The 18,677-nt window shown below is 55.7% G+C and carries 17 protein-coding genes; 5 read left to right on the top strand and 12 right to left on the bottom strand.

What is annotated here, in order from left to right:
• The first annotated feature begins 98 nt into the window (after positions 1 to 98).
• Positions 99 to 851, top strand: a complete 753-nt coding sequence (locus tag GOX45_RS19520; RefSeq protein WP_171103212.1) for an SDR family NAD(P)-dependent oxidoreductase — start codon at positions 99 to 101, stop codon at positions 849 to 851.
• Here the strand turns inward: GOX45_RS19520 and GOX45_RS19525 are convergent.
• Complete coding sequence (locus GOX45_RS19525; protein ID WP_254446098.1) at positions 824 to 1,087, bottom strand: hypothetical protein; 264 nt, start codon at positions 1,085 to 1,087, stop codon at positions 824 to 826. The two genes, GOX45_RS19520 and GOX45_RS19525, sit on opposite strands and share 28 nt — an antisense overlap.
• Positions 1,088 to 1,318: 231 nt before the next feature.
• Between GOX45_RS19525 and GOX45_RS19530 the strand changes: the two genes are divergently transcribed.
• Positions 1,319 to 2,017, top strand: coding sequence for a VWA domain-containing protein (locus GOX45_RS19530; RefSeq protein WP_254446099.1), 699 nt, complete (start codon positions 1,319 to 1,321; stop codon positions 2,015 to 2,017).
• Here GOX45_RS19530 and GOX45_RS19535 read toward each other — a convergent pair.
• The 5 genes from GOX45_RS19535 to GOX45_RS19555 form a co-directional block, all read right to left on the bottom strand.
• Positions 2,007 to 3,665, bottom strand: a complete 1,659-nt coding sequence (locus tag GOX45_RS19535; protein WP_171103217.1) for an ABC transporter ATP-binding protein — start codon at positions 3,663 to 3,665, stop codon at positions 2,007 to 2,009. The two genes, GOX45_RS19530 and GOX45_RS19535, sit on opposite strands and share 11 nt — an antisense overlap.
• Positions 3,662 to 4,528 carry an ABC transporter permease gene (locus GOX45_RS19540; protein WP_171103219.1) on the bottom strand — a complete coding sequence of 289 codons (867 nt, stop codon included), beginning with the start codon at positions 4,526 to 4,528 and terminating at the stop codon, positions 3,662 to 3,664. Before GOX45_RS19540 ends, GOX45_RS19535 begins: the two co-directional genes overlap by 4 nt.
• Complete coding sequence (locus GOX45_RS19545) at positions 4,525 to 5,502, bottom strand: ABC transporter permease (RefSeq protein WP_171103221.1); 978 nt, start codon at positions 5,500 to 5,502, stop codon at positions 4,525 to 4,527. The genes GOX45_RS19540 and GOX45_RS19545 overlap by 4 nt, the downstream gene beginning before the upstream one ends.
• Before the next feature lie 59 nt (positions 5,503 to 5,561).
• Positions 5,562 to 7,142 carry an ABC transporter substrate-binding protein gene (locus GOX45_RS19550; RefSeq protein WP_171103223.1) on the bottom strand — a complete coding sequence of 527 codons (1,581 nt, stop codon included), beginning with the start codon at positions 7,140 to 7,142 and terminating at the stop codon, positions 5,562 to 5,564.
• Between the two features lie 191 nt (positions 7,143 to 7,333).
• Positions 7,334 to 8,266: a LysR family transcriptional regulator gene (locus GOX45_RS19555; protein WP_171132964.1), complete on the bottom strand. Its 933-nt coding sequence runs from the start codon at positions 8,264 to 8,266 to the stop codon at positions 7,334 to 7,336.
• A gap of 107 nt (positions 8,267 to 8,373) precedes the next feature.
• On the opposite strand from GOX45_RS19555, the gene GOX45_RS19560 reads away from it, so the two are divergent.
• From GOX45_RS19560 to GOX45_RS19570, 3 genes are all read left to right on the top strand, one after another.
• Positions 8,374 to 10,011, top strand: a complete 1,638-nt coding sequence (locus GOX45_RS19560; RefSeq protein ID WP_171103227.1) for an amidohydrolase — start codon at positions 8,374 to 8,376, stop codon at positions 10,009 to 10,011.
• Positions 10,004 to 10,864: a GTP-binding protein gene (locus tag GOX45_RS19565; protein ID WP_171103229.1), complete on the top strand. Its 861-nt coding sequence runs from the start codon at positions 10,004 to 10,006 to the stop codon at positions 10,862 to 10,864. Before GOX45_RS19560 ends, GOX45_RS19565 begins: the two co-directional genes overlap by 8 nt.
• A 124-nt stretch (positions 10,865 to 10,988) precedes the next feature.
• Entirely contained in the window at positions 10,989 to 11,891 is a 903-nt protein-coding gene (locus GOX45_RS19570) for a GntR family transcriptional regulator (protein ID WP_171103231.1), read from the top strand.
• A gap of 9 nt (positions 11,892 to 11,900) precedes the next feature.
• Here GOX45_RS19570 and GOX45_RS19575 read toward each other — a convergent pair whose 3' ends face one another.
• The 6 genes from GOX45_RS19575 to GOX45_RS19600 form a co-directional block, all read right to left on the bottom strand.
• A complete protein-coding gene (locus GOX45_RS19575; protein ID WP_171103233.1) occupies positions 11,901 to 12,278 on the bottom strand; it encodes a methylglyoxal synthase in 378 nt (125 codons plus the stop codon).
• Between the two features lie 426 nt (positions 12,279 to 12,704).
• The gene (locus GOX45_RS19580) at positions 12,705 to 13,712 is read right to left on the bottom strand and encodes an Ldh family oxidoreductase (protein WP_171103235.1); all 1,008 of its coding nucleotides are present in this window, start codon (positions 13,710 to 13,712) and stop codon (positions 12,705 to 12,707) included.
• A gap of 49 nt (positions 13,713 to 13,761) precedes the next feature.
• Positions 13,762 to 14,412 carry a DUF3726 domain-containing protein gene (locus GOX45_RS19585; RefSeq protein WP_171103236.1) on the bottom strand — a complete coding sequence of 217 codons (651 nt, stop codon included), beginning with the start codon at positions 14,410 to 14,412 and terminating at the stop codon, positions 13,762 to 13,764.
• A complete protein-coding gene (locus GOX45_RS19590; protein ID WP_171103238.1) occupies positions 14,409 to 16,100 on the bottom strand; it encodes a hypothetical protein in 1,692 nt (563 codons plus the stop codon). Before GOX45_RS19590 ends, GOX45_RS19585 begins: the two co-directional genes overlap by 4 nt.
• A gap of 69 nt (positions 16,101 to 16,169) precedes the next feature.
• Positions 16,170 to 17,144 carry a membrane dipeptidase gene (locus GOX45_RS19595; RefSeq protein ID WP_171103240.1) on the bottom strand — a complete coding sequence of 325 codons (975 nt, stop codon included), beginning with the start codon at positions 17,142 to 17,144 and terminating at the stop codon, positions 16,170 to 16,172.
• Positions 17,144 to 18,592, bottom strand: coding sequence for an aldehyde dehydrogenase family protein (locus GOX45_RS19600; RefSeq protein ID WP_171103242.1), 1,449 nt, complete (start codon positions 18,590 to 18,592; stop codon positions 17,144 to 17,146). The genes GOX45_RS19595 and GOX45_RS19600 overlap by 1 nt, the downstream gene beginning before the upstream one ends.
• Positions 18,593 to 18,677 lie beyond the last annotated feature (85 nt).

Consider the following 18,677-nt stretch of genomic DNA (forward strand, 5'->3'; position numbering starts at 1 on the left):
GTGAGATGATTGCCGACCTTAGAGCTTACCAAGACGCTGGGTGACCTGTCTTCACCACGTCAATTTGACACGTTCTTCTTCCTCGATAAGGAAACCCGATGCCTGAATTTGCAAACTACCCCAGCCTGAAAAACAAAACGGTCATCGTCTCTGGTGGTGCCCAAGGGATCGGGTCCGAGATCGTCAAGGCGTTTGCTGCACAAGGTGCCAAGGTCGGGTTTCTTGATATCGATGAGGCTGGAAGCATCGCTCTGACAAAAAGCACGGAAGGTTTAACCTACGAAATCTGCGATCTTCGTGATATCGCCGCGATGCAAGCGGCGCTAGGGCGCCTGACAGACCGTTTGGGTTCTGCGCATGTGCTTGTGAACAACGCTGCGCGAGATGACCGTCATGATTGGAAGGACGTGACACCTGAATACTGGGACGAACGCCAAGCAACCAACATTCGTCACATGTTTTTTGCCATCCAAACCATCGCACCGGGGATGATCGCGAATGGTGGAGGATCCATCGTCAACATGGGTTCGAATTCCTGGTGGGAAGCCGGTGGTGGCTTTCCGGCCTATACAACCGCCAAAGCAGCGGTCCATGGTCTGACAAGAACGATGGCGCGCGATCTGGGGAACCACCGCATACGGGTCAACACCGTGGTTCCGGGTTGGATAATGACTGAACGTCAGAAAGAATTGTGGGCAACGCCAGAAGGTCTTGAAGCACACCGCAATCGCCAATGCCTGCCGGACCTGATCGATCCTGTCTATGTTGCTCGCATGGTATTGTTCCTGGCTTCCGATGACGCCGCGATGTGCTCGGCCAACAATTACATGGTCGAAGCTGGCTCGATCTGAATCGATGCACGTGCCGACGTTTGGCAGGTGAACGCTTCCTGCGCGTCGCTTTCGATGTATTTCGCAAAACCCTTATTGTCGCTGCGCGGCCGCGTCGAGTCCCTTGTGCGGCGACCGTCGCGCGTAACCGCTGTGGCCTCGGCATAGACCAGAGCCGCGGCGCCCATGGCAAAGCGACCCAGATGCGCCAGATGCCAGTCATTGGCCAGGCCCTCCTTGGCGCGATATTGGCTCATCGGTGAGGCTGCAATACGGTTTTTGAACACTATTTTACGAAGCGCGAAACTGCTGAAAAGCGCGGCCATCTGGTTCCCTCTTGCCCGTTAGTGGCACCTTAGCGGCAGACGACGCCCAAGCCAAAATGGAAAGGGTGCGTTTGACAGATCCTGTCTAAAAAAGTTGTGAAGGGACAGGCGTCTCGAACCTGGGCCGTTGACCCAAGAGGCTGTGTTCTGTTCAATCATTCCATGGAAAGACCGATGAAAACCTGCTGTGCGATGATGGCTTGCCTTCTGCCCTATGTTTCGGCGGTAAACGCACAGGGTTGCACGCGCGATGCGATGTTGGTGTTTGATGGCTCGGCGTCGATGGCAGAGCTTGGTCTGCAATTGAATCAACCGCGCCGCATCGACGATGCCCGGACGGCTTTGCAGGATGCCATGCCGCAGATCGCTCCGATCCGGCGCATTGGGCTGATCACCTATGGTCCGGGACCCGAGAATTCCTGCGAGGGGATCAACCTGAAATTCGAACCGGTTGAGAACGCCGCGCAACCGGTGATGGACGCCATTGCTTTGCTGGATCCCAACGGATTGACGCCTCTGACCGAAGCGGTCCGGGTGGCCGCCGAAGTTTTGAATTACCGCACTAATCCCGGAATTGTGGTGCTGGTTACGGATGGAAACGAGACCTGCGGAGGCGCGCCTTGCGCTTTGGGGGCCGAACTTTCGGCAACCGCAGCCGATCTGACGGTGCATGTGATCGGCTTTCGCGTCGCCACGGATCGGTTTGCCTGGGACAGCCCGAATGTCGATTTGTTCCCCGACGGTATCTCGGTCGCAAAATGTCTGTCGGACAGCACGGGTGGGATGTATGTTTCGACAGAGTCGATCGAAGAGCTTAGCGAAGCCTTGCGCAACACCCTGGGGTGCAGCTTTATTGGCTAGCCGTGGTTTGACGTTCCCTTTGGGTGTTGTTAGCGCGTTCGATGGAGGGCACAGCTGCCAATAGATCGCGGGTATAGCGTTGTTTTGGAGCAGAAAAGACGGATTGCCGATCTCCGAACTCTACGATATCGCCCATATACATGACAGCAACCTCATCACAGACTTGCTGCACGACACCGAGATCGTGGCTGATGAACAGATAGGTCAGGTCCAGATCACGCTGCAATTCCTGCAACAGATCCAGAATTTGCGCCTGAATCACCACATCCAGTGCTGATACCGCCTCGTCACAAATGATTAGCGACGGGTTGGTCGACAGCGCACGGGCGATGCTGATCCGTTGGCGCTGACCGCCCGAAAACTGATGCGGGAAAAGCCGCATCTGATCACGCTGCAACCCCACCTTGTCGAAGAGATCGGCAACCCGGTCTTCGCGCTCGGATGCCGGGAAGGCGCCTAGGTTGTCCAGCGGTTCACGCACGATATCACCGGCGCGCAGACGCGGGTTGAGAGAGGAATAGGGATCCTGAAAAATGACCTGAACCTTGGAGCGGGCAAGGCGCAGGGCTTCTCCGTCCAGGCCCAGCATATCCGTGCCATCCAGCGTGACCTGCCCCGCCTGTGCGTCCACAAGGCGGGCGACGGCCAGGGCGGCAGTTGTCTTCCCCGAACCGCTTTCGCCGACGATGGCCAAGGTCTTGCCGCGCTCGATGTCAAAGCTGATGCCATTGACCGCTATGAACATCTCGCGTTTGCCGAACCGCTTTTTCACCGGAAACTGCACCGTCAAATCCCGCACTGACAAAAGCGCATCAGACTTCGCGGCAGGTTCCGGTTCTTGCTCAGGCGGAGCTTCGATGGTTAGATGCGGCACGCTTGCAATCAGGGTCTGCGTATAAGGGTGCTGCGGGTGCCGAATGACCGCCTCGGCTGCGCCGTCTTCGACCTTTTTGCCACGATACATTACCACAACGCGATCCGCCATTTCGGCCACAACACCCATGTCATGCGTGATCAGGATCGTCGCTGTATTGGTCTCACGCGAGAGTTCGCGCATCAGGGCAAAGATCTCGGCCTGGACGGTCACATCCAGCGCGGTGGTGGGCTCATCTGCGATCAGGATCTTTGGGCGGCATGCCAGGGCCATGGCGATCATGACGCGCTGACGCTGACCGCCCGACATTTCATGCGGATAGGCGCGCGCGCGCCGCTTGGCATCGGGGATGCGCACGTCATCCAGCAAGGAAACCGCGCGGGCCCAGGCCTCTTGATGGCCCAGGCCCTTGTGCAGGCGCAACACCTCGGCGATCTGTTCACCCACTGTGTAGACCGGGTTGAGCGAGGTCATCGGCTCTTGAAAAATCATGCTGATCTGATTGCCCCGGATGGTACGCAGCGTCTCGTCATCCATTTGGGTCATGTCACCGCCTTCAAACAGGATGCGCCCCTGCGCAATCTGCCCGATTGACGGCAACAGCCCCATTACGGCAAGCGCTGTCATCGACTTCCCACTGCCCGATTCCCCAACGATGCTGAGCGTTTCGCCTGCATTCAGATACAGCGACAGGTCGTCAACCACCGGCACCATGCCGCTGCGCGCGGCCAGCTCGATACGCAGGTTTTCGACGGACAAAAGCGGATTGGTCATCGCTGCCTCAGTTTTGGATTAAGCGCGTCGTTCAGGCCGTCGCCGACAAGGCTGATGGCCAGAACGGTTACAAAGATCGCCACACCCGGCACGGTGACTGTATAGCTGGCGTCCAGGATATATTCGCGGTTGGACCCGATGATCTGGCCCCAGCTGGCCACATTCGGGTCAGTCAGACCAAGAAAACTGAGCCCCGCTTCGAACAGGATGGCCGACCCCACCATAAGCGCGGCTTGCACGATGATCGGGGGCAGGGCGTTTGGCAAGATGACCTTGAAGATCAGCCCGCCATTGCGCACCCCACCAGCGCGCGCGGCAGTAACGTATTCCAACTCGCGGATCCGCAGGAATTCAGCCCGTGTGATCCGGGCTACGGCGGGCCAACTGACCAGGCCGATGGCGATGGTGATCATGGTCAGGGACGCGCCGAACAGGGCTACGATGACCATCGAAAACAGCAATGTGGGCAGTACCTGAAAGAACTCGGTAAAGCGCATCAGGGCTTCTTCGACCAACCCGCGATAAAACCCGGCCAACGCGCCCACGGTTATGCCGATTGTAACGGTCACGAAAGCTGCGGCCAGCCCAACGGTCAGCGACACCTTTGCGCCATGGATCAGCAGCGACAGGATATCACGACCCAGATAATCGGTACCTAGCAGATAGCCTTCCTGCCCCGGGGGCGTGAACGGCGCCCAAACCATGTCAAAGGGATTGCCAGGGTAAAGAAACGGCCCCAAAATGGCGACTGCCACGATCAGCAACAGTACGACCAACCCGGCCACGGCCGCATGGTTGCGGCGGAACATCTCGAACGCTTCGGCAAAGGGCGAGCGGGCTTTGATCTGTGTTTGGTCGCTCATCCTCTCCCCCTTACTCTGGGATCAATCATCCGCAGAACCAAATCAGTCAGCAGGTTGCCGACGATCACGACAAGGGCGGAAAAGAACAGGATGCCAAGGATTGTTGGCGTGTCGCGCGCCAGGATCGAGGTCAGCGCCAATTGCCCAAGCCCCGGCCAGGAGAACACGGTTTCAACCAGAACCGCGCCCGAGATCACGGCCGAAAACTGCAATCCGGCCAGTGTCACCACCGGCGGCAGCGCGTTTTTCAGCGCGTGTTTCATGACCACATCACGCGGCCGTAACCCTTTGGCCTTGGCGGTTCTGACATAGTCTGAGCCCAGAACCTCAAGCATCGAGGCCCGACAAAGCCGCGAATAAAGCGCAATGAAGATCGAGCCCAGCGTCAGCATCGGCAGCACAAGGTGATGCGCGACAGACAAAGCTTGCGGGAAAAACCCACCCTCAATGGTGACATCGCGCATCCCGGCCACGGGAAAGAGCGGGATCTTTAGCGAAAAGGCGATCAGCAGCAGGATGCCTGTCCAGAACACCGGCGCAGCATATCCAAACAGCGCAAAGAGCGTCACAAGATGGCTGAGCGGCCCATTGGGGTTTTGAGCGGCAAAAACGCCCAGAAGAATGCCCAGGACCAAGGCAAAGATCTGGGCCGAAAACACCAGCAGCAGGGTGGCGGGCAGGCGTTCGAATATCAGCTCGGTGACCGGACGATTGTAGAAATAGGAATAGCCCAGATCGAATTGCAGGACCCTGCCGATATAGCTGCCAAGCTGAACAATAACCGGTTGGTCCAACCCGTACTCGGCCCGAATCTGGGCCATCAAGTCGGCATTTGCGCCGCCCATATCTGCGGCGATTGTATCGACCACATCGCCGGGGGCGAGGTTGATCATGGTGAAATTCAGCACAAGCACTGCAATCAACAGCAACACGGCATATCCAATGCGCTGCACAAGAACTTTCAAAAACGCCATGCGCGACCCCAAGCAGTGACCTGCCCCGGCAAAACCGGGACAGGAGTTAGATTACCGTCTTATTCGTCTTTCAGGTAAACCAGATCATAGGGTGAGCTTGATGCCCAGATGCCCAAAGGCGGGTTGCCCACCTTTTTGGAGTAGATCGTGTGATAGGGCAGAGTGTTGGTCCAATAGACCGGCAGATCCTCGGCTAGAATTTCCTGGAACTCGCGATACAGCTCTGCGCGCTTTGCGGGGTCGATCTCTTGACCCGCTGCATTCATCAGCTCATCGATCTTGGGATTTGCGTATTGCTGGGTGTTCGACCAGATGACGCCTTCCTTGATGTTCTGGCTGTCATAGGTGCGGTGCACACCGATCACCGGATCACCCCAGTTGAACACTGTGTCCCAGGTCATGTCGAAATCGTGGTTCGAGATCTTATTGGCCCAGGTCGGGAAGTCCACAAATGAGTTGACCGAAACGTCAATGCCAACCTTGGCCAGAGAGGCTTTGGTGAATTCGGCCTGTGGTTTCGTGGTCGGGTTCCCGTGGTCAATGGTCAGGGCAAACCGAATGCCGTTTGCATCCTTTGGATATCCGGCTTCATCCAGCAGCGCATTTGCCTTGTCGAGATCAAGGTCATAGCCATTAACATCAGGGAAATAGAGTGGTGATCCTGGATGGATGCCGGTTTTGGCTTCTTGGCTCAGACCCAGCATGATGGCGTTCAAGATAAAGTCTTTGTCCAGCGCATAGGCAATGGCCTGACGTACGCGCTTGTCGGCCAAAGGCCCGTCCTGCCCGGTATTGAAGGCCAGCCAGTTGATCGGTCCGATTGCTGCATAGCCTTCATCGGTTACGTTCAGGCTGTCATTTTCTGACATCCGCTTGATGTTGCGCACGGTGTTTTCAAAGGTCGTCATGTGCAGCTCGCCGTTTTCCATCCCGATTGAACGGGCGGCGGCGTCTTTGATGATGCGATAGACGATGCGATCCAGATAGGGTCGGCCTTCAATGAAGAAGTCGTCATTGCGTTCCAGGATGACCTGCTGGTCGGGTGTGAACTCAACAAATTTGAACGGCCCCGACCCCACAACGTCCTGCCCGTTGCGCGGGTGGGATTTGGGGTCCTGCCCATCTCCGTAGATATGTTTGGGAATGATCGGCATCAGCTGTGAGGACATGGCCAGCAAAAGCGCCGGGTGGGGTTGGCTGAGCTTTAGAACAGCGGTGTGTTCATCTGGTGTTTCGACAGTTTCGACAACACCGAACATGGTTTTGAACGGGTGGTTTGCTTTGATGGTTTCGACTGAAAATGCCACATCTTCTGATGTAATCGGCTCCCCGTCATGGAACCGTGCGTCTTGCACCAGGTTCAAGGTCATCGACAGGCCGTCATCGGACCAGGCCCAGCTTTCGGCAAGATAAGGCTGCGGTGTCCAATCCTCATCATAACGCAATGGCGCCGCGAACAGCTGCGCGCCCGGCGCCCCGGTCACAATCCCCGATTGAACCGCTGGGTTCAGGTGACGCGGTGTTTGCGGCAGAGTGGTGATCAACGTGCCACCTTTGACCGGTTCGTCGGCATGAGCTGCGCTGACAAGCAAGGCTGCAGCCGCAACGGAACGTGCCAACGCCTTTAGAAATGTGGTCATCTTCGGACCTCCTGTGTTGGAAACGGTGTTTTTTGGATTTTTGTCGAGCGTAGGCTCAGCCACGTTCCCAGCAAAATAGATTTAATGCAGCCATATACCACATTTCTTGGTGAATAGCGGCAGGACCAGTCGGCCCTTGCTGTTCAAGCTTGGGCTGCGATGCGTTTGTACGGGTAGAGGGTGGCGTTGTGTCAGGGCAGCCTGACCGCCATCTCTTCGAACACGCCTTCGTCGCGCAAAGCAGCGCAATATTCCAAGAATTTCCGAACGGGTCTTGGCGAAACGATACGTGACTGAGTTACGATACCAAAAGGCCGTGTCGGGAGCGGATCCGAGATTGGAATGACAGAGCACCCTCTTTGCGCGAGCGATGAGGTGGCCGGCCGGGCATTGAGGACGGTAAAACCAAAACCGGACGCGATCAGTGTTCGGATCATTTCAACAGATGATGACGTATGCGCCACATTGACCGATAATCCAGCTTCTTTGAAAAGATCCAAATAATAAGCGCGCGACCTCGGCAGGCTGAGGCTGATCATTGGCAAGTGAATCAGATCGGCCAATCGCACCGAGGGTTGCTGCGCAATTGGGTCTTGCGCATTCACCATGGCGTAATGGGGCAGATCCACCATCAGCTCAAAATTTTGCTGCGGGGTGATGACTTCCTTATAGCTGAACGCCAAATCGGCCTTTCCGCTTTCAAGGAAATCGATGACCGTATCCATATTCCCTTCGACCAGCTCAAACCGAACACCCTTGATGTCGGCCTGAAACCGCTCGATTGCGGGGGGTAGGAATGTTGCCGCAGCAGTCGCGAAACAGGCAAGCCGGATGGTTCCGGTCAACACGCCTCCGATGGCCTGAAGCTCTGTCTCGAAATCGCGGTGATGGGACAGGAAGCGCGTGATCAATTGCAGCGCGTCCAATCCTGCGGGTGTGGGCTGCAACCCCTTGGCGGGAATGCGGTCGAAGATATCGAACCCAAGCTCGGCCTCAAGCGCATCAATCGCGGCGGTTACTGAGCTTTGCGAGATATTCATCGCCTCAGAGGCACCGGTAATCGAGTTCAGGCGCCCGGCGGCCTCGACGTAGCGCATCTGTTTAAGAGTCAGCGCAAGCGCCACATATTCCCCCAAAAAACGTGGTTTCTCGAACTATTAAATCTAGTTTTTGGCGCAATGAAAACCCCCTAGCCTTGGGTGATCTCGCTCTTTTCTGGGTTTTTCAGCCAATGATTACAGTTTTTTCTGCCCGCAAAATCCTGACCATGAATCCCCAGCGACCAGTCACAAGCCATGTCGCCATACGCGACGGGATCATACTGGGCACAGGCACGTTGGATGAGCTTGAAGGCTGGGGCCCGTATACTTTGGACGACCGATTTGCCGACAAGGTGCTAATGCCTGGTCTGGTCGAGGGACATTGCCATCTGCAGGAAGGAGCCCTGTGGTCTCATACCTATGTGGGCTTCTTCGATCGGATGTCGCCCGAAGGAGAGATGCAGGCCGGGTGCAAAACCGTCGACGAAATGCTAGCCAAATTGGCCGCTGCCGAAGCCAAGTTGGAGGACCCCAATGCAGCGCTTCCGGCGTGGTCGCTGGATCCGATCTATTTCGACAATCAGAAGATCACGCGCGGGCAGCTGGATGCGATTTCTTCGACCAGGCCCATCGGAATCATGCACGCGTCGGGCCATATCATGAACGTCAACACCAAGGCGTTGGAACTGGCAGGCTTGCTGCGCACGGGCATCAATCACGAGGGTGTGCCCCTTGGGAGCGACGGATTGCCCACCGGCGAGTTGCGCGGCCCCGATGTCATGAGCCCGGTGTCGATCCATGTGGGTTTTGACCGCGATATGCTGTCTTGTGATGAGCCGGGCATGTGGCGGTTTGGCAAGCTTTGTATTCGAGCCGGTGTCACCACCGCCACCGATCTGGCCGCCCGGTTGCCTGAAGAAGCTGTCGAGACCTTGTTGCGTGTAACTGGAAATACAAACTTCCCCGCTCGTATCGTTCCCTTGCGCTTTCACCATGGGGTCAGCCCCGAAGATTTGATTGCCCATGTCGAAGCCCTGGCCCCGCAATCCACCGACAAGCTGCGCTTGGGTCGGATCAAGATCGTTGTCGACGGGTCCATTCAGGGCTTTACTGCCCGTCTGCGCGCGCCGGGATATTACAACGGATCACCCAACGGGCTGTGGTACATCCCGCCAGAGCATTTGGCCTATATCCTTGAAACATCCCTGCGCAAAGGCATTCAAGTACACACGCATACCAATGGAGATGAGGCCACGCAGCTGGTACTGGACACGATGGCGCGGGTGTTGCGCAAGGCGCCGTCACTGAACCACCGGTTCACGCTGCAACATTGCCAATTGGCCGACACCGCGCAGTTCCGTCAGATGAAAGAGCTGGGGCTATGCGTGAACCTCTTTGCCAACCACCACTTTTACTGGGGCGATCAGCATTATGATCTGACGGTTGGGCCGGAACGCGCTGAACGTATGAACGCCGCTGGAACCGCTGCGCGCGAAGGTGTGCCTTTTGCCATCCACTCTGACGCACCAATTACGCCGCTTGGCCCGTTGTTTACAGCCTGGTGCGCCATGAACCGGCAAACGGCGACCGGTCGGACCTTGGGAGAGGCTGAAAAGATCACCTTAGATCAGGCTTTGCGGGCGATCACATTGGGCGCGGCCTACACGTTGCATCTGGACAATGAAGTAGGCTCGATCGAAACGGGCAAACGTGCAGATTTCGCCGTTCTTGAGGATGATCCTGAAGAAAAAGGGGTGGAGCAACTGAACGAAACTCGCGTCTGGGGGACGGTTCTGGGCGGTACTGTCTTTGCGGCCTCCGATGTCTGACACGGGCCTGCCTCTGACCATCATCGGCGGCTATCTGGGGGCCGGGAAAACCACACTGGTCAATACACTATTGAAGAATGCACAGGGGCAACGCCTCGCAGTTCTTGTCAACGAATTTGGAAGCCTTCCTATTGATGCCGACCTGATCGAGGCGCAGGACGGCGATCTGGTGACCCTAGCGGGCGGATGTGTGTGTTGTTCCTATGGTGACGACCTGATGTTCGCGCTGACGCAGATCCGCAACATGGATCCGGCCCCTGACCATATTTTGCTTGAGGCGTCCGGTGTTGCTTTGCCTGGTGCAATTGCGTCTTCTATCAGCCTGTTTGGCGATGACATCCGGGTCCACGGAGTTGTGACCTTGGTGGATGCAGAAACGCTGCCAGATCTTCTCAGCGATACTTACATCTCAGACACGATCACGCGACAACTCAAATCGGCCGATCTTGTGATCCTGACCAAAACCGATCTTGCGCCGCCTGAGAAAACGAGCCTGAGTCGTGAACTGGTCGGTCGCCATGCCCCGTCAGCCAGTGTGCTTGAAAGCAAGGTAGATGGCATTGCTCGTATACTACTATTGGATGACGTAAGCGTTGATCGTGCGTCAGACCTGGATATTGCGCCTCACAAAATCCCTTTGGTTACAAAAACACTGTCAATGACCGAAACGGTCGATGCGGATGCGTTCGCCAAAACGCTGGCCTCTGATCCAAATGTTGTTCGTGCAAAGGGTCACATGGTTCAAGCCGATGGAAACCGCGTCACGCTGCAGCTGGTTGGCGGCCGTTATTCGATTACAAACGCACCAAAGACTGCGCAGTCGGGAATTGTGGTTATCTCTAAGAGCGCTTAACTCGCGCTGCACATTGGTTCGATAAAAACCATTTTTGACGTTGCAAATTGGCCCAAAAAACCAATAAGCTGAAACATGTCGTGCTACTCAGCCAATTCAACTTAGTAAATAGCCGGAGGGCGGTTTGCGCTCAAGTGACCTTCCACAGAGAATTTCCAGACGATTGCTGCAAGATATCGCCTCTGGCGGGCTGCAAACGGGCCAGCATCTGGGAGCGCAACAATTGGCGGATCGTTACGGAGTTTCGCGAACTCCGATCAGAGAAGCTTTGAATTTACTTGAACAAAGAGGTTTTCTTCAGCGTCAGGAGAACCGAGGGTTCTTTGTTGGAGAACTGGATCCTGATGTCGTTGCAGAGGTGCTGGAACAGCAACCCGAGCAAGACCAAAGCCCTTATCATCGTTTGGCGGATGATTGGCTAAGGGGAGAGCTTCCCGAAGAAGTCACAGAACAGTTTTTGCGCCAGCGTTATGATTGGTCGAAGGCCTGCACAAGCGAGGTTCTGGTGAGGGCGACGCGTGAAGGGTGGGTCGAGAGAAAAGAAGGCTATGGTTGGCGGTTTCTTCCCGTGGCAAATACACCGGAAGCGTTTGACGAGATTTATCGGTTTCGTATGGCGATTGAGCCCGCTGCGATGCTCGAACCATCCTTTGAGTTGAACCGAGGAGTTCTGACTGAACTAAGGCGGACGCAGGAAGGAATGCTGGAAATGGATTTCAGCTCGGTTCCGGCAGAAACACTTTTGCAAAACGGTTCGGTTTTTCATGAAGAGGTCATCAAGCTTTCCGGAAACCCGTTTTTCCTGGTTTCACTGCAGCGTGTCAATCGCATGCGGCGCCTCATGGAGTATCGTGCCGATGTGAACCACGACCGCCTTATCGAGCAATGCTCAGAGCATATAGAAATCTTGGATCTGCTGGAGGCGGGAGATAACCTGGGCGCCTCTCATCGCATGAGGCGTCATCTAAGCGGTGCTCTCAAACGAAAATCGCCGCTGGCTTGGTCTTGGGCTGCCGACGCCAATTGATGGAACAGTTTAGCTTTCCAAGAATCCTGAAGCGATAATCAAATTCGCGGTCGCTTTGCTACATGCCATGGGGATGTCGTAGACGGTCGCCAGACGAGTCAGGGCTTTGACGTCTACATCATGGGGATGAGGTGTCATCGGATCTGTGAAGAACACAAGTAGATCTATTTTGTCGAGCGCTATTAAGGCGCCGATCTGTTGGTCTCCTCCTAATGGTCCGCTCTTAACAAGTTCGATATTCTCTAAAGAGACGCCGGCCTGGATCACAGTCCCTGTTGTTTTTGTGCAGATCAAGTTGTGCGGGCGCAATTGGGTCGCGTGGCGTTTCACCCAATCGGCCAGATCAGGTTTTTTGTTGTCATGTGCGATCAAGGCAATCTGTTTCATCTGTTTGGCCCGCCTTTGCTTCAGTCCCGAACGTTGCTGTTTCAATAGATTTTTGACGTTTCCCAAAGGCCTCGCCCTCTATGGTGCGGATAGCACGATTTGGCATCGCATCGAAAGCTCGGTTTGTCTCGCTCCACCAGCGGGCGGCGGTTTTCTTTCAAACCGGTTCAGCACGACGTCTTGCAGAAGCTTCAAGATATCGTTCATGCCCAAGCGAGTGCTCTGACTTGATTGGAAGCGCAGGACCGGCCTTTGATCCATCCCGTCTATGGTCTTCAGACCGCGGGGCGTCGCGGTCCGTTTGAAGGAAATTGCACTCGAGAATTAAGCGCCAGGGAAAGACCAGAGAGGCGGCAGTTGAATACCGCCTTTCGCAAGTTTTTGTGCAACTAGCGTACGCGTTGACAGAGCTTGTCTGAAACAAAGTCAGACCAGCGCGCGTACCTTTTCAAGAATAGCGGAATTCACCGCAACACCTTCGGTCGACGCGCGTTCGCGACACTTTCGGCGCCAATCGCCTGGCAGTCGCGCACCGTCTTGAGCACGAAACGAGCCAATCAAATCCGATAACCTTTCTTGAAATAGACCGCCCGATGTAGCCTGCGGGTCAATTGCAATGAAAAACTGACCGGTTTTCGGTGGGCCGCCTTCGGTGCCCGAGAATGGGCTGGCGACAGAGCCTAGATTTGCACCAGTCATAGCCGCAGCCATCAGCTCGACGGTCAATGCGATTCCGACACCCTTGTAGCCACCAGACGGCACCATAGAACCCTTTAATCCAGTCGCAGCATCTGTGGTGGGCTGACCTTCTACATCCAGGACCCAACCTTCTGGCACCGGTTTGCCCTCACGCGCGTGTTTCATGACTTCGCTTTTTGCGATTGTGCTGGCGGACTGGTCAATCAACAAAGCCGGATTGCCATCTGCGTCAGGAACAGAAATCGAAATTGGGTTTGTTCCTAATACGGGCTTGGCGCCGCCCGAAGGAGCGATGGATGCAGGAGCATTTGTGAACCCGATACCCATCAAGCCGGCTTGAGCGATGCGTTGGGTGTGAATGCCCAGAACTCCGCAATTGTAGGAATTGTTGATTGCCAATACGGCCACCCCTTGTTCGCGTGCCAGTGGGATCAAGCTTTCAAAACCCAAATCTATTGCGCGATGGGCAAAACCGGTCGCTGCGTCTACTGCGACCACAGCGGGGCGTGGACGTGATATCAAGGGTTCGGCCAACCCGTCTACTTTGCCGCACTCAACATGCTGCGCGTAGATCGGGATATAAGCAAGACCGTGAGAGGCGACGCCATCTGCCTCGGTCATTGCCGTCGCAACTGCAAGCGGGCGCGCGTTTTCCTCGGACGTTCCCGCTTTGACAAGCGCTTGAAAGGCCAAATCTTCGATTTCGGACAGAGACAGGGTTTCAGTGGCAATCATGGTTGTTTCCTGTTCATCGTTTTGTTTCTTTTATGGGAGGAGCGCGTTGTCAGTCGTTGTCGTTCCGGCTGCTACCCGCACCGAGCTGTCGGCTTTCTTCGGTAGCAGGCGCGTAGGTTCGATGGGCGAATGCGCTGAGCTTGCTCCAGCTTCTATCGGACAAACGAGCCCTTAGCATTGGCTCTTGTCGATGCTTCAACTCGGCGGGTATTGAAAACACCATCTTGGCCGCGTGGCGCGCTTCCAGCGCCTTGGGGTCGCCTTCTACACAAATCGCTGATCCATCTGCCACTAGCCGAGCATTCTGCCACTCGACTACAACCGAGACCCCAAGAGTTGACGCGACCGCACCGATGGATGGCACTGCCAGCAATGGAAGGTCGACATTTTCGAGGGTGATCGTCCCGCGAGATAAAAGGCGGGCCGCACAGTCGCTCACCGAGGCATTCGCGATCAGGGGGCTCATCCGGCCAATCGGTGCAGACCAAGTTTCCGCCTCCAGCGAGACAGGAGATACATCAAGAATTGGAAGCGCGTCGTGCATCTCAAGCAGATCGACCAACAGGTTAACACCCGGAAAGCCATAGGCGGACAGCCAGCGTGTGGTTTTACCAGCCTCTTCAGCCAAACCCCATGGGAGACCCGCACCACGCGCGGCACGTTTGCTCATGGTTTCGATTTCGTTCAGCGAATGGCTCATGCAGTCGTCTCGGTCGAGCTTGGAAAAACCCAAAAGTCGGCGTTTGCTTGCGAGAGCTCATAGGGAAGCGGGGCGTTTCCATACATGCAAATGCGAACCCATCGATCCGACCGCGGGTCGAATTTGGTCGCGCCGAAAAAGGAAAGTTTGCAGCGTAGCATGTCGATGGGCAACATGCTGTTAGAGATCGTATTGTCGCGAATTTCCGCATAGGGTGAGGACCCTGCAACTTGAATGCGACGCAAGGTATGCCGGTGTTCCGGATTCTCTAGCAAGAAATCGGCCACTTCCACTTCGTCGGGCCAATGCGTCAACGCTTGATAGAGCACTGCAGCATCGCGACCGGGCGCCAAAGGCTGTTCATACTCTTCGATTGGTTCTTCAAATCGTTGGCCCAGACGAGGTTCTTGCTTTTCCTCCGAAATGTACCAAGCGCGGGCCATGTTGGTCGGAACCGTCCAATCCGTATCAATGGCCCAACGGTAGACATCCTCCAAAACGGCGCGAAGGCTTCCGATTTGCGTCGCGCCGGCAATGAGGGCAACAGGCTCGTCATCTGAAGCCATGGCTTTGGCGAATTTATCGACCAAAGCTCCGTAGGGTTCCAGAATCAGTGAGGCGATCCATTCTTGCCCCTCCAGCGACAAGGCTTCTTCTGACCAGGAATACAACGCGTCCCAAGGCTGTTTCATGCTGAGGTCGGTGCGCGACAGATAGCCCTTTACCAAAGCGATGTCCTTGCCGAGCACCGCTAGCTTTTCCATTTGAACTGGGTGCTGAGACTGCCACGATTCAATAAGTTGGATATTGCGGAGCAGGATGTCATGGAACTGCGCTATCTCTTCGTCCCGTGCCCATTGGACATTGCGCACAGCCTGTATGGCGTCTTCACGCGCGGTTATCCAGTTATTGAATAGTCGCGGATGGTTTAGCAAGAACGGTGCCATACCCAATCCGGTTGAATTGCCGATGCCTATTGAACGCGCGATTCCCGCATCCAATTCAGCGGCTTGTGTGCCGCTCAATGCCGCCCGCGCTTTGGCCATGTGCTGCACCAAATCAACTACGAACCAACGCGTGAGATAGACCGACAGCATTTCGACCTGGAACGGAGCGCGAAACTCGGGTCGGTCTGCAATCATTTCCCGGTCGGCGGCTCCCAGTTTGCCTGATCCATAGACAGCGGTGGTACGCATCAAATAGCCCACCGCAGCTATTTTTTCGTACGACGGTTGGCGACCTTCGGCTAATACGTTGACCACATGCTCCCAAAGGCGAACGGATCTATTGGCTCGAGAAACGGACAGCTCGGTTTCAGATACGCGTCCGGCCTCCTGCACAGGAATATTGTGCGAAAGACGTTCAATATCTTCGGCGGTTGGAACGCCATCAAATAATGTAAAAGTTGCATCCCATGCTTCTGCGATCACTCTATCGGATCGCTTCTCCGGCGGTAAATCATGTGCATAGGCAATTAGCGAATAAGACCGATCGGGCCCGTGGGCGGTATAGATCGCGTGCCCAACACCCGTCGAGTCAATGTCGAACGCTGCCCTTTCAAACCGCCAGTTTTCCCGAGCCAAGCGCCGGGTCAGGATTCGCATGAATGAAAGACGTGACTGATGCATCGAGCCAAGCCGGGCCAGGCGCATTACGATGTTCGGATCACGGCGGGAAACGTCTGCCATTCGGTCTTGCCTCTTCAGTTCGGTTACCATTCTCTCCAATCGGTATTCAAATGTATCGTTGGTCCTTGGTCAGGAGCTTGGCTTGAAACTGTGCTCGAAGAAACGATACCAGTTCGCGCCCATTATCCCGGCGACTTCTGTGTCGTTCATGCCCGTTGCACGCAAGCCAGCAGCGATGTTGCCAAAGTCGCGATTGTCTTTGAACCAGTTAGGCATCGGTGGGAAACCGGGTGCCGAGGCCGAGCCTTCACCATAGTCTATTTCTTTGGTCCAGCGACCGACACGCATCCATTCGACGACGCTGTCTGGCTGATCCTGACACAGGTCCGTGCCGATCCCCAGATGCTGGACACCATATTTTTCGGCAGTACGAGCGACCATTTCACAAAAGCTTTCCACGGTGCAGGCGGATTTATCCTTCAGGTGATGAGGATAGACCGAAAAGCCCAGCATCCCACCCTTTTCCGTGACCGCCTGGATTACGTCATGGCGTTTGTTGCGCAAGGCCGGGGCCCAGTCATATGGGTTGGCATGGGTAATCGCGATTGGTCGCTCGGAAAGCTCGGCAGCATCAATTGTAGAGCGGTCTGCGGAGTGGCTCATATCGACCACCAGGCCGACGCGGTTCATCTCTTTAATGACCTGTTTGCCCATTCGTGTGATGCCTGTGTCATCGGCTTCATAGCATCCGGTCGCCAGCAGGGACTGGTTGTTATAGGTCAGTTGCATAAATCGCGCACCCAGATCATGCAGGACTTCAACCAAGCCGATATCATCTTCGATCGGGGACGGGTTCTGGAACCCGAAGAACACAGCCGTCCGACTGGTTTCCCGCGCGATATCGATATCGCTGGCCCAGCGGCCTTTCATGATCAGGTCCGGATATTGTTCGAACCAGCGATTCCACTTCTCGAAATTCAGAACCGTCTCGCGGAAATTCTCGTGATACGAGATCGTGACATGGATCGCGTCGACGTCCCCCTGGCGCAATTGCCGAAAGATCTTTTCAGACCAGTTTGCATATTGCAGCCCGTCGATCAGCATCAAACAGGTCCCGCGCTGATATAGGCAGTCTTGACGGTCGTGTAGAATTCAGCAGCGGCTTTACCCTGTTCCCGCGGCCCGTAAGAGCTGTCGCCGCGACCGCCGAACGGCACGTGATAATCCGTGCCTGCCGTGGGCAGGTTCACGGTGACAACACCGGTACGCGCGTTACGGCGGAAGTGCGTGGCACGGGCCAATGACTTGGTCACAATGCCCGAGGTCAGGCCAAAGTTGGTGTCGTTGACGACGCTCAGCGCCTCGTCATAACTGCCGACCCTGATCACGCTGGTCAGCGGTGCAAACATTTCTTCTCGGTTGATGCGCATTGCGTTGTCGGTGTTCAGGAACACGCCTGGCGACATATAGAAACCTTCGTGAGGCATATCCAGACGAACACCTCCACAAGCCAGTTCTGCGCCTTCGGACTTGCCCAGATCGACATAAGCCAGGTTCTCAGCCAACTGCTGCTGGCTGACGACGGGACCCATTTGCGTACCTTCTTCCAGCGCGTGGCCTACTTTCATGGCTTGAGCACCTGCCACCAGTTTCTCGACAAACGCATCGTGAATGCGATCATGCACAACAAGGCGGGACGACGCAGTGCATTTCTGACCAGTGCCGCCAAACGCGCCACCCAAGGCCAGTGACACCGCCAGATCCAGATCGGCGTCATCCATGACGGCCAAAGCGTTTTTGGAGCCCATCTCCATCTGCACTTTCGTCAGGTTCTGAATGGCAGCGGTGGCAATTCCCTTTCCGACCGGGACAGACCCGGTGAAGGAAATCGCGTCTACTTTGGGGCTCTCGACCAGACGCTGTCCGACCGAACCGCCTGAACCCATGACGAGGCTGAACAAACCTTTTGGGATGTCCTGCTTCTCGATGATCTCGGTCAAGGCCACAGCTGAGGCTGGTGTGATATTGGCAGGCTTCCAGACTACCGCGTTGCCGTAACATAGCGCAGGGGCAATCTTCCAAGAGGCGGTCGCAGTCGGGAAATTCCACGGACTGATGATCGCGACAACACCCACGGCTTCGCGGCGCACATCTACCTCGATATCGGGTCGCACGGAATCGGCGTTCTCGCCGATCTGACGCAGGCACTCGGCGGCATAGTAGGTAAAGAACTGCCCCGCGCGGAAAACTTCGCCTTTTCCTTCGGCTAATGGTTTGCCTTCTTCGCGGCTGAGCAAGGTGCCCAGCTCTTCGGCTCGGGCCATCATCTCATTACCGATAGCGTTCAGAACGGATTGCTTACGCTCCAGCCCATAGGCTGCCCATTCTTGCTGGGTGATGCGGGCCTGATCCAAGGTCTTTTGCAATTGATCCGTGTTAGCCTGCGCAAAAACACCAATCAGATCGGTCAGATCGGAAGGGTTACGGTTTTCGATGACACTGTCACCGATGACCCATTCACCAGCTATTAGGTTCTTTTGAACGTCAGCCACGGCTGTTTCCCCACAAAAAATCGTTTGTTGGGGTATGGACTCCAATTGGGGCGTCAATCAAACTAAAATTATTGAAGAAAATTTC

The sequence above is a fragment of the Ruegeria sp. HKCCD7255 genome (genome assembly GCF_013031565.1).
Lineage (GTDB): Bacteria > Pseudomonadota > Alphaproteobacteria > Rhodobacterales > Rhodobacteraceae > Ruegeria.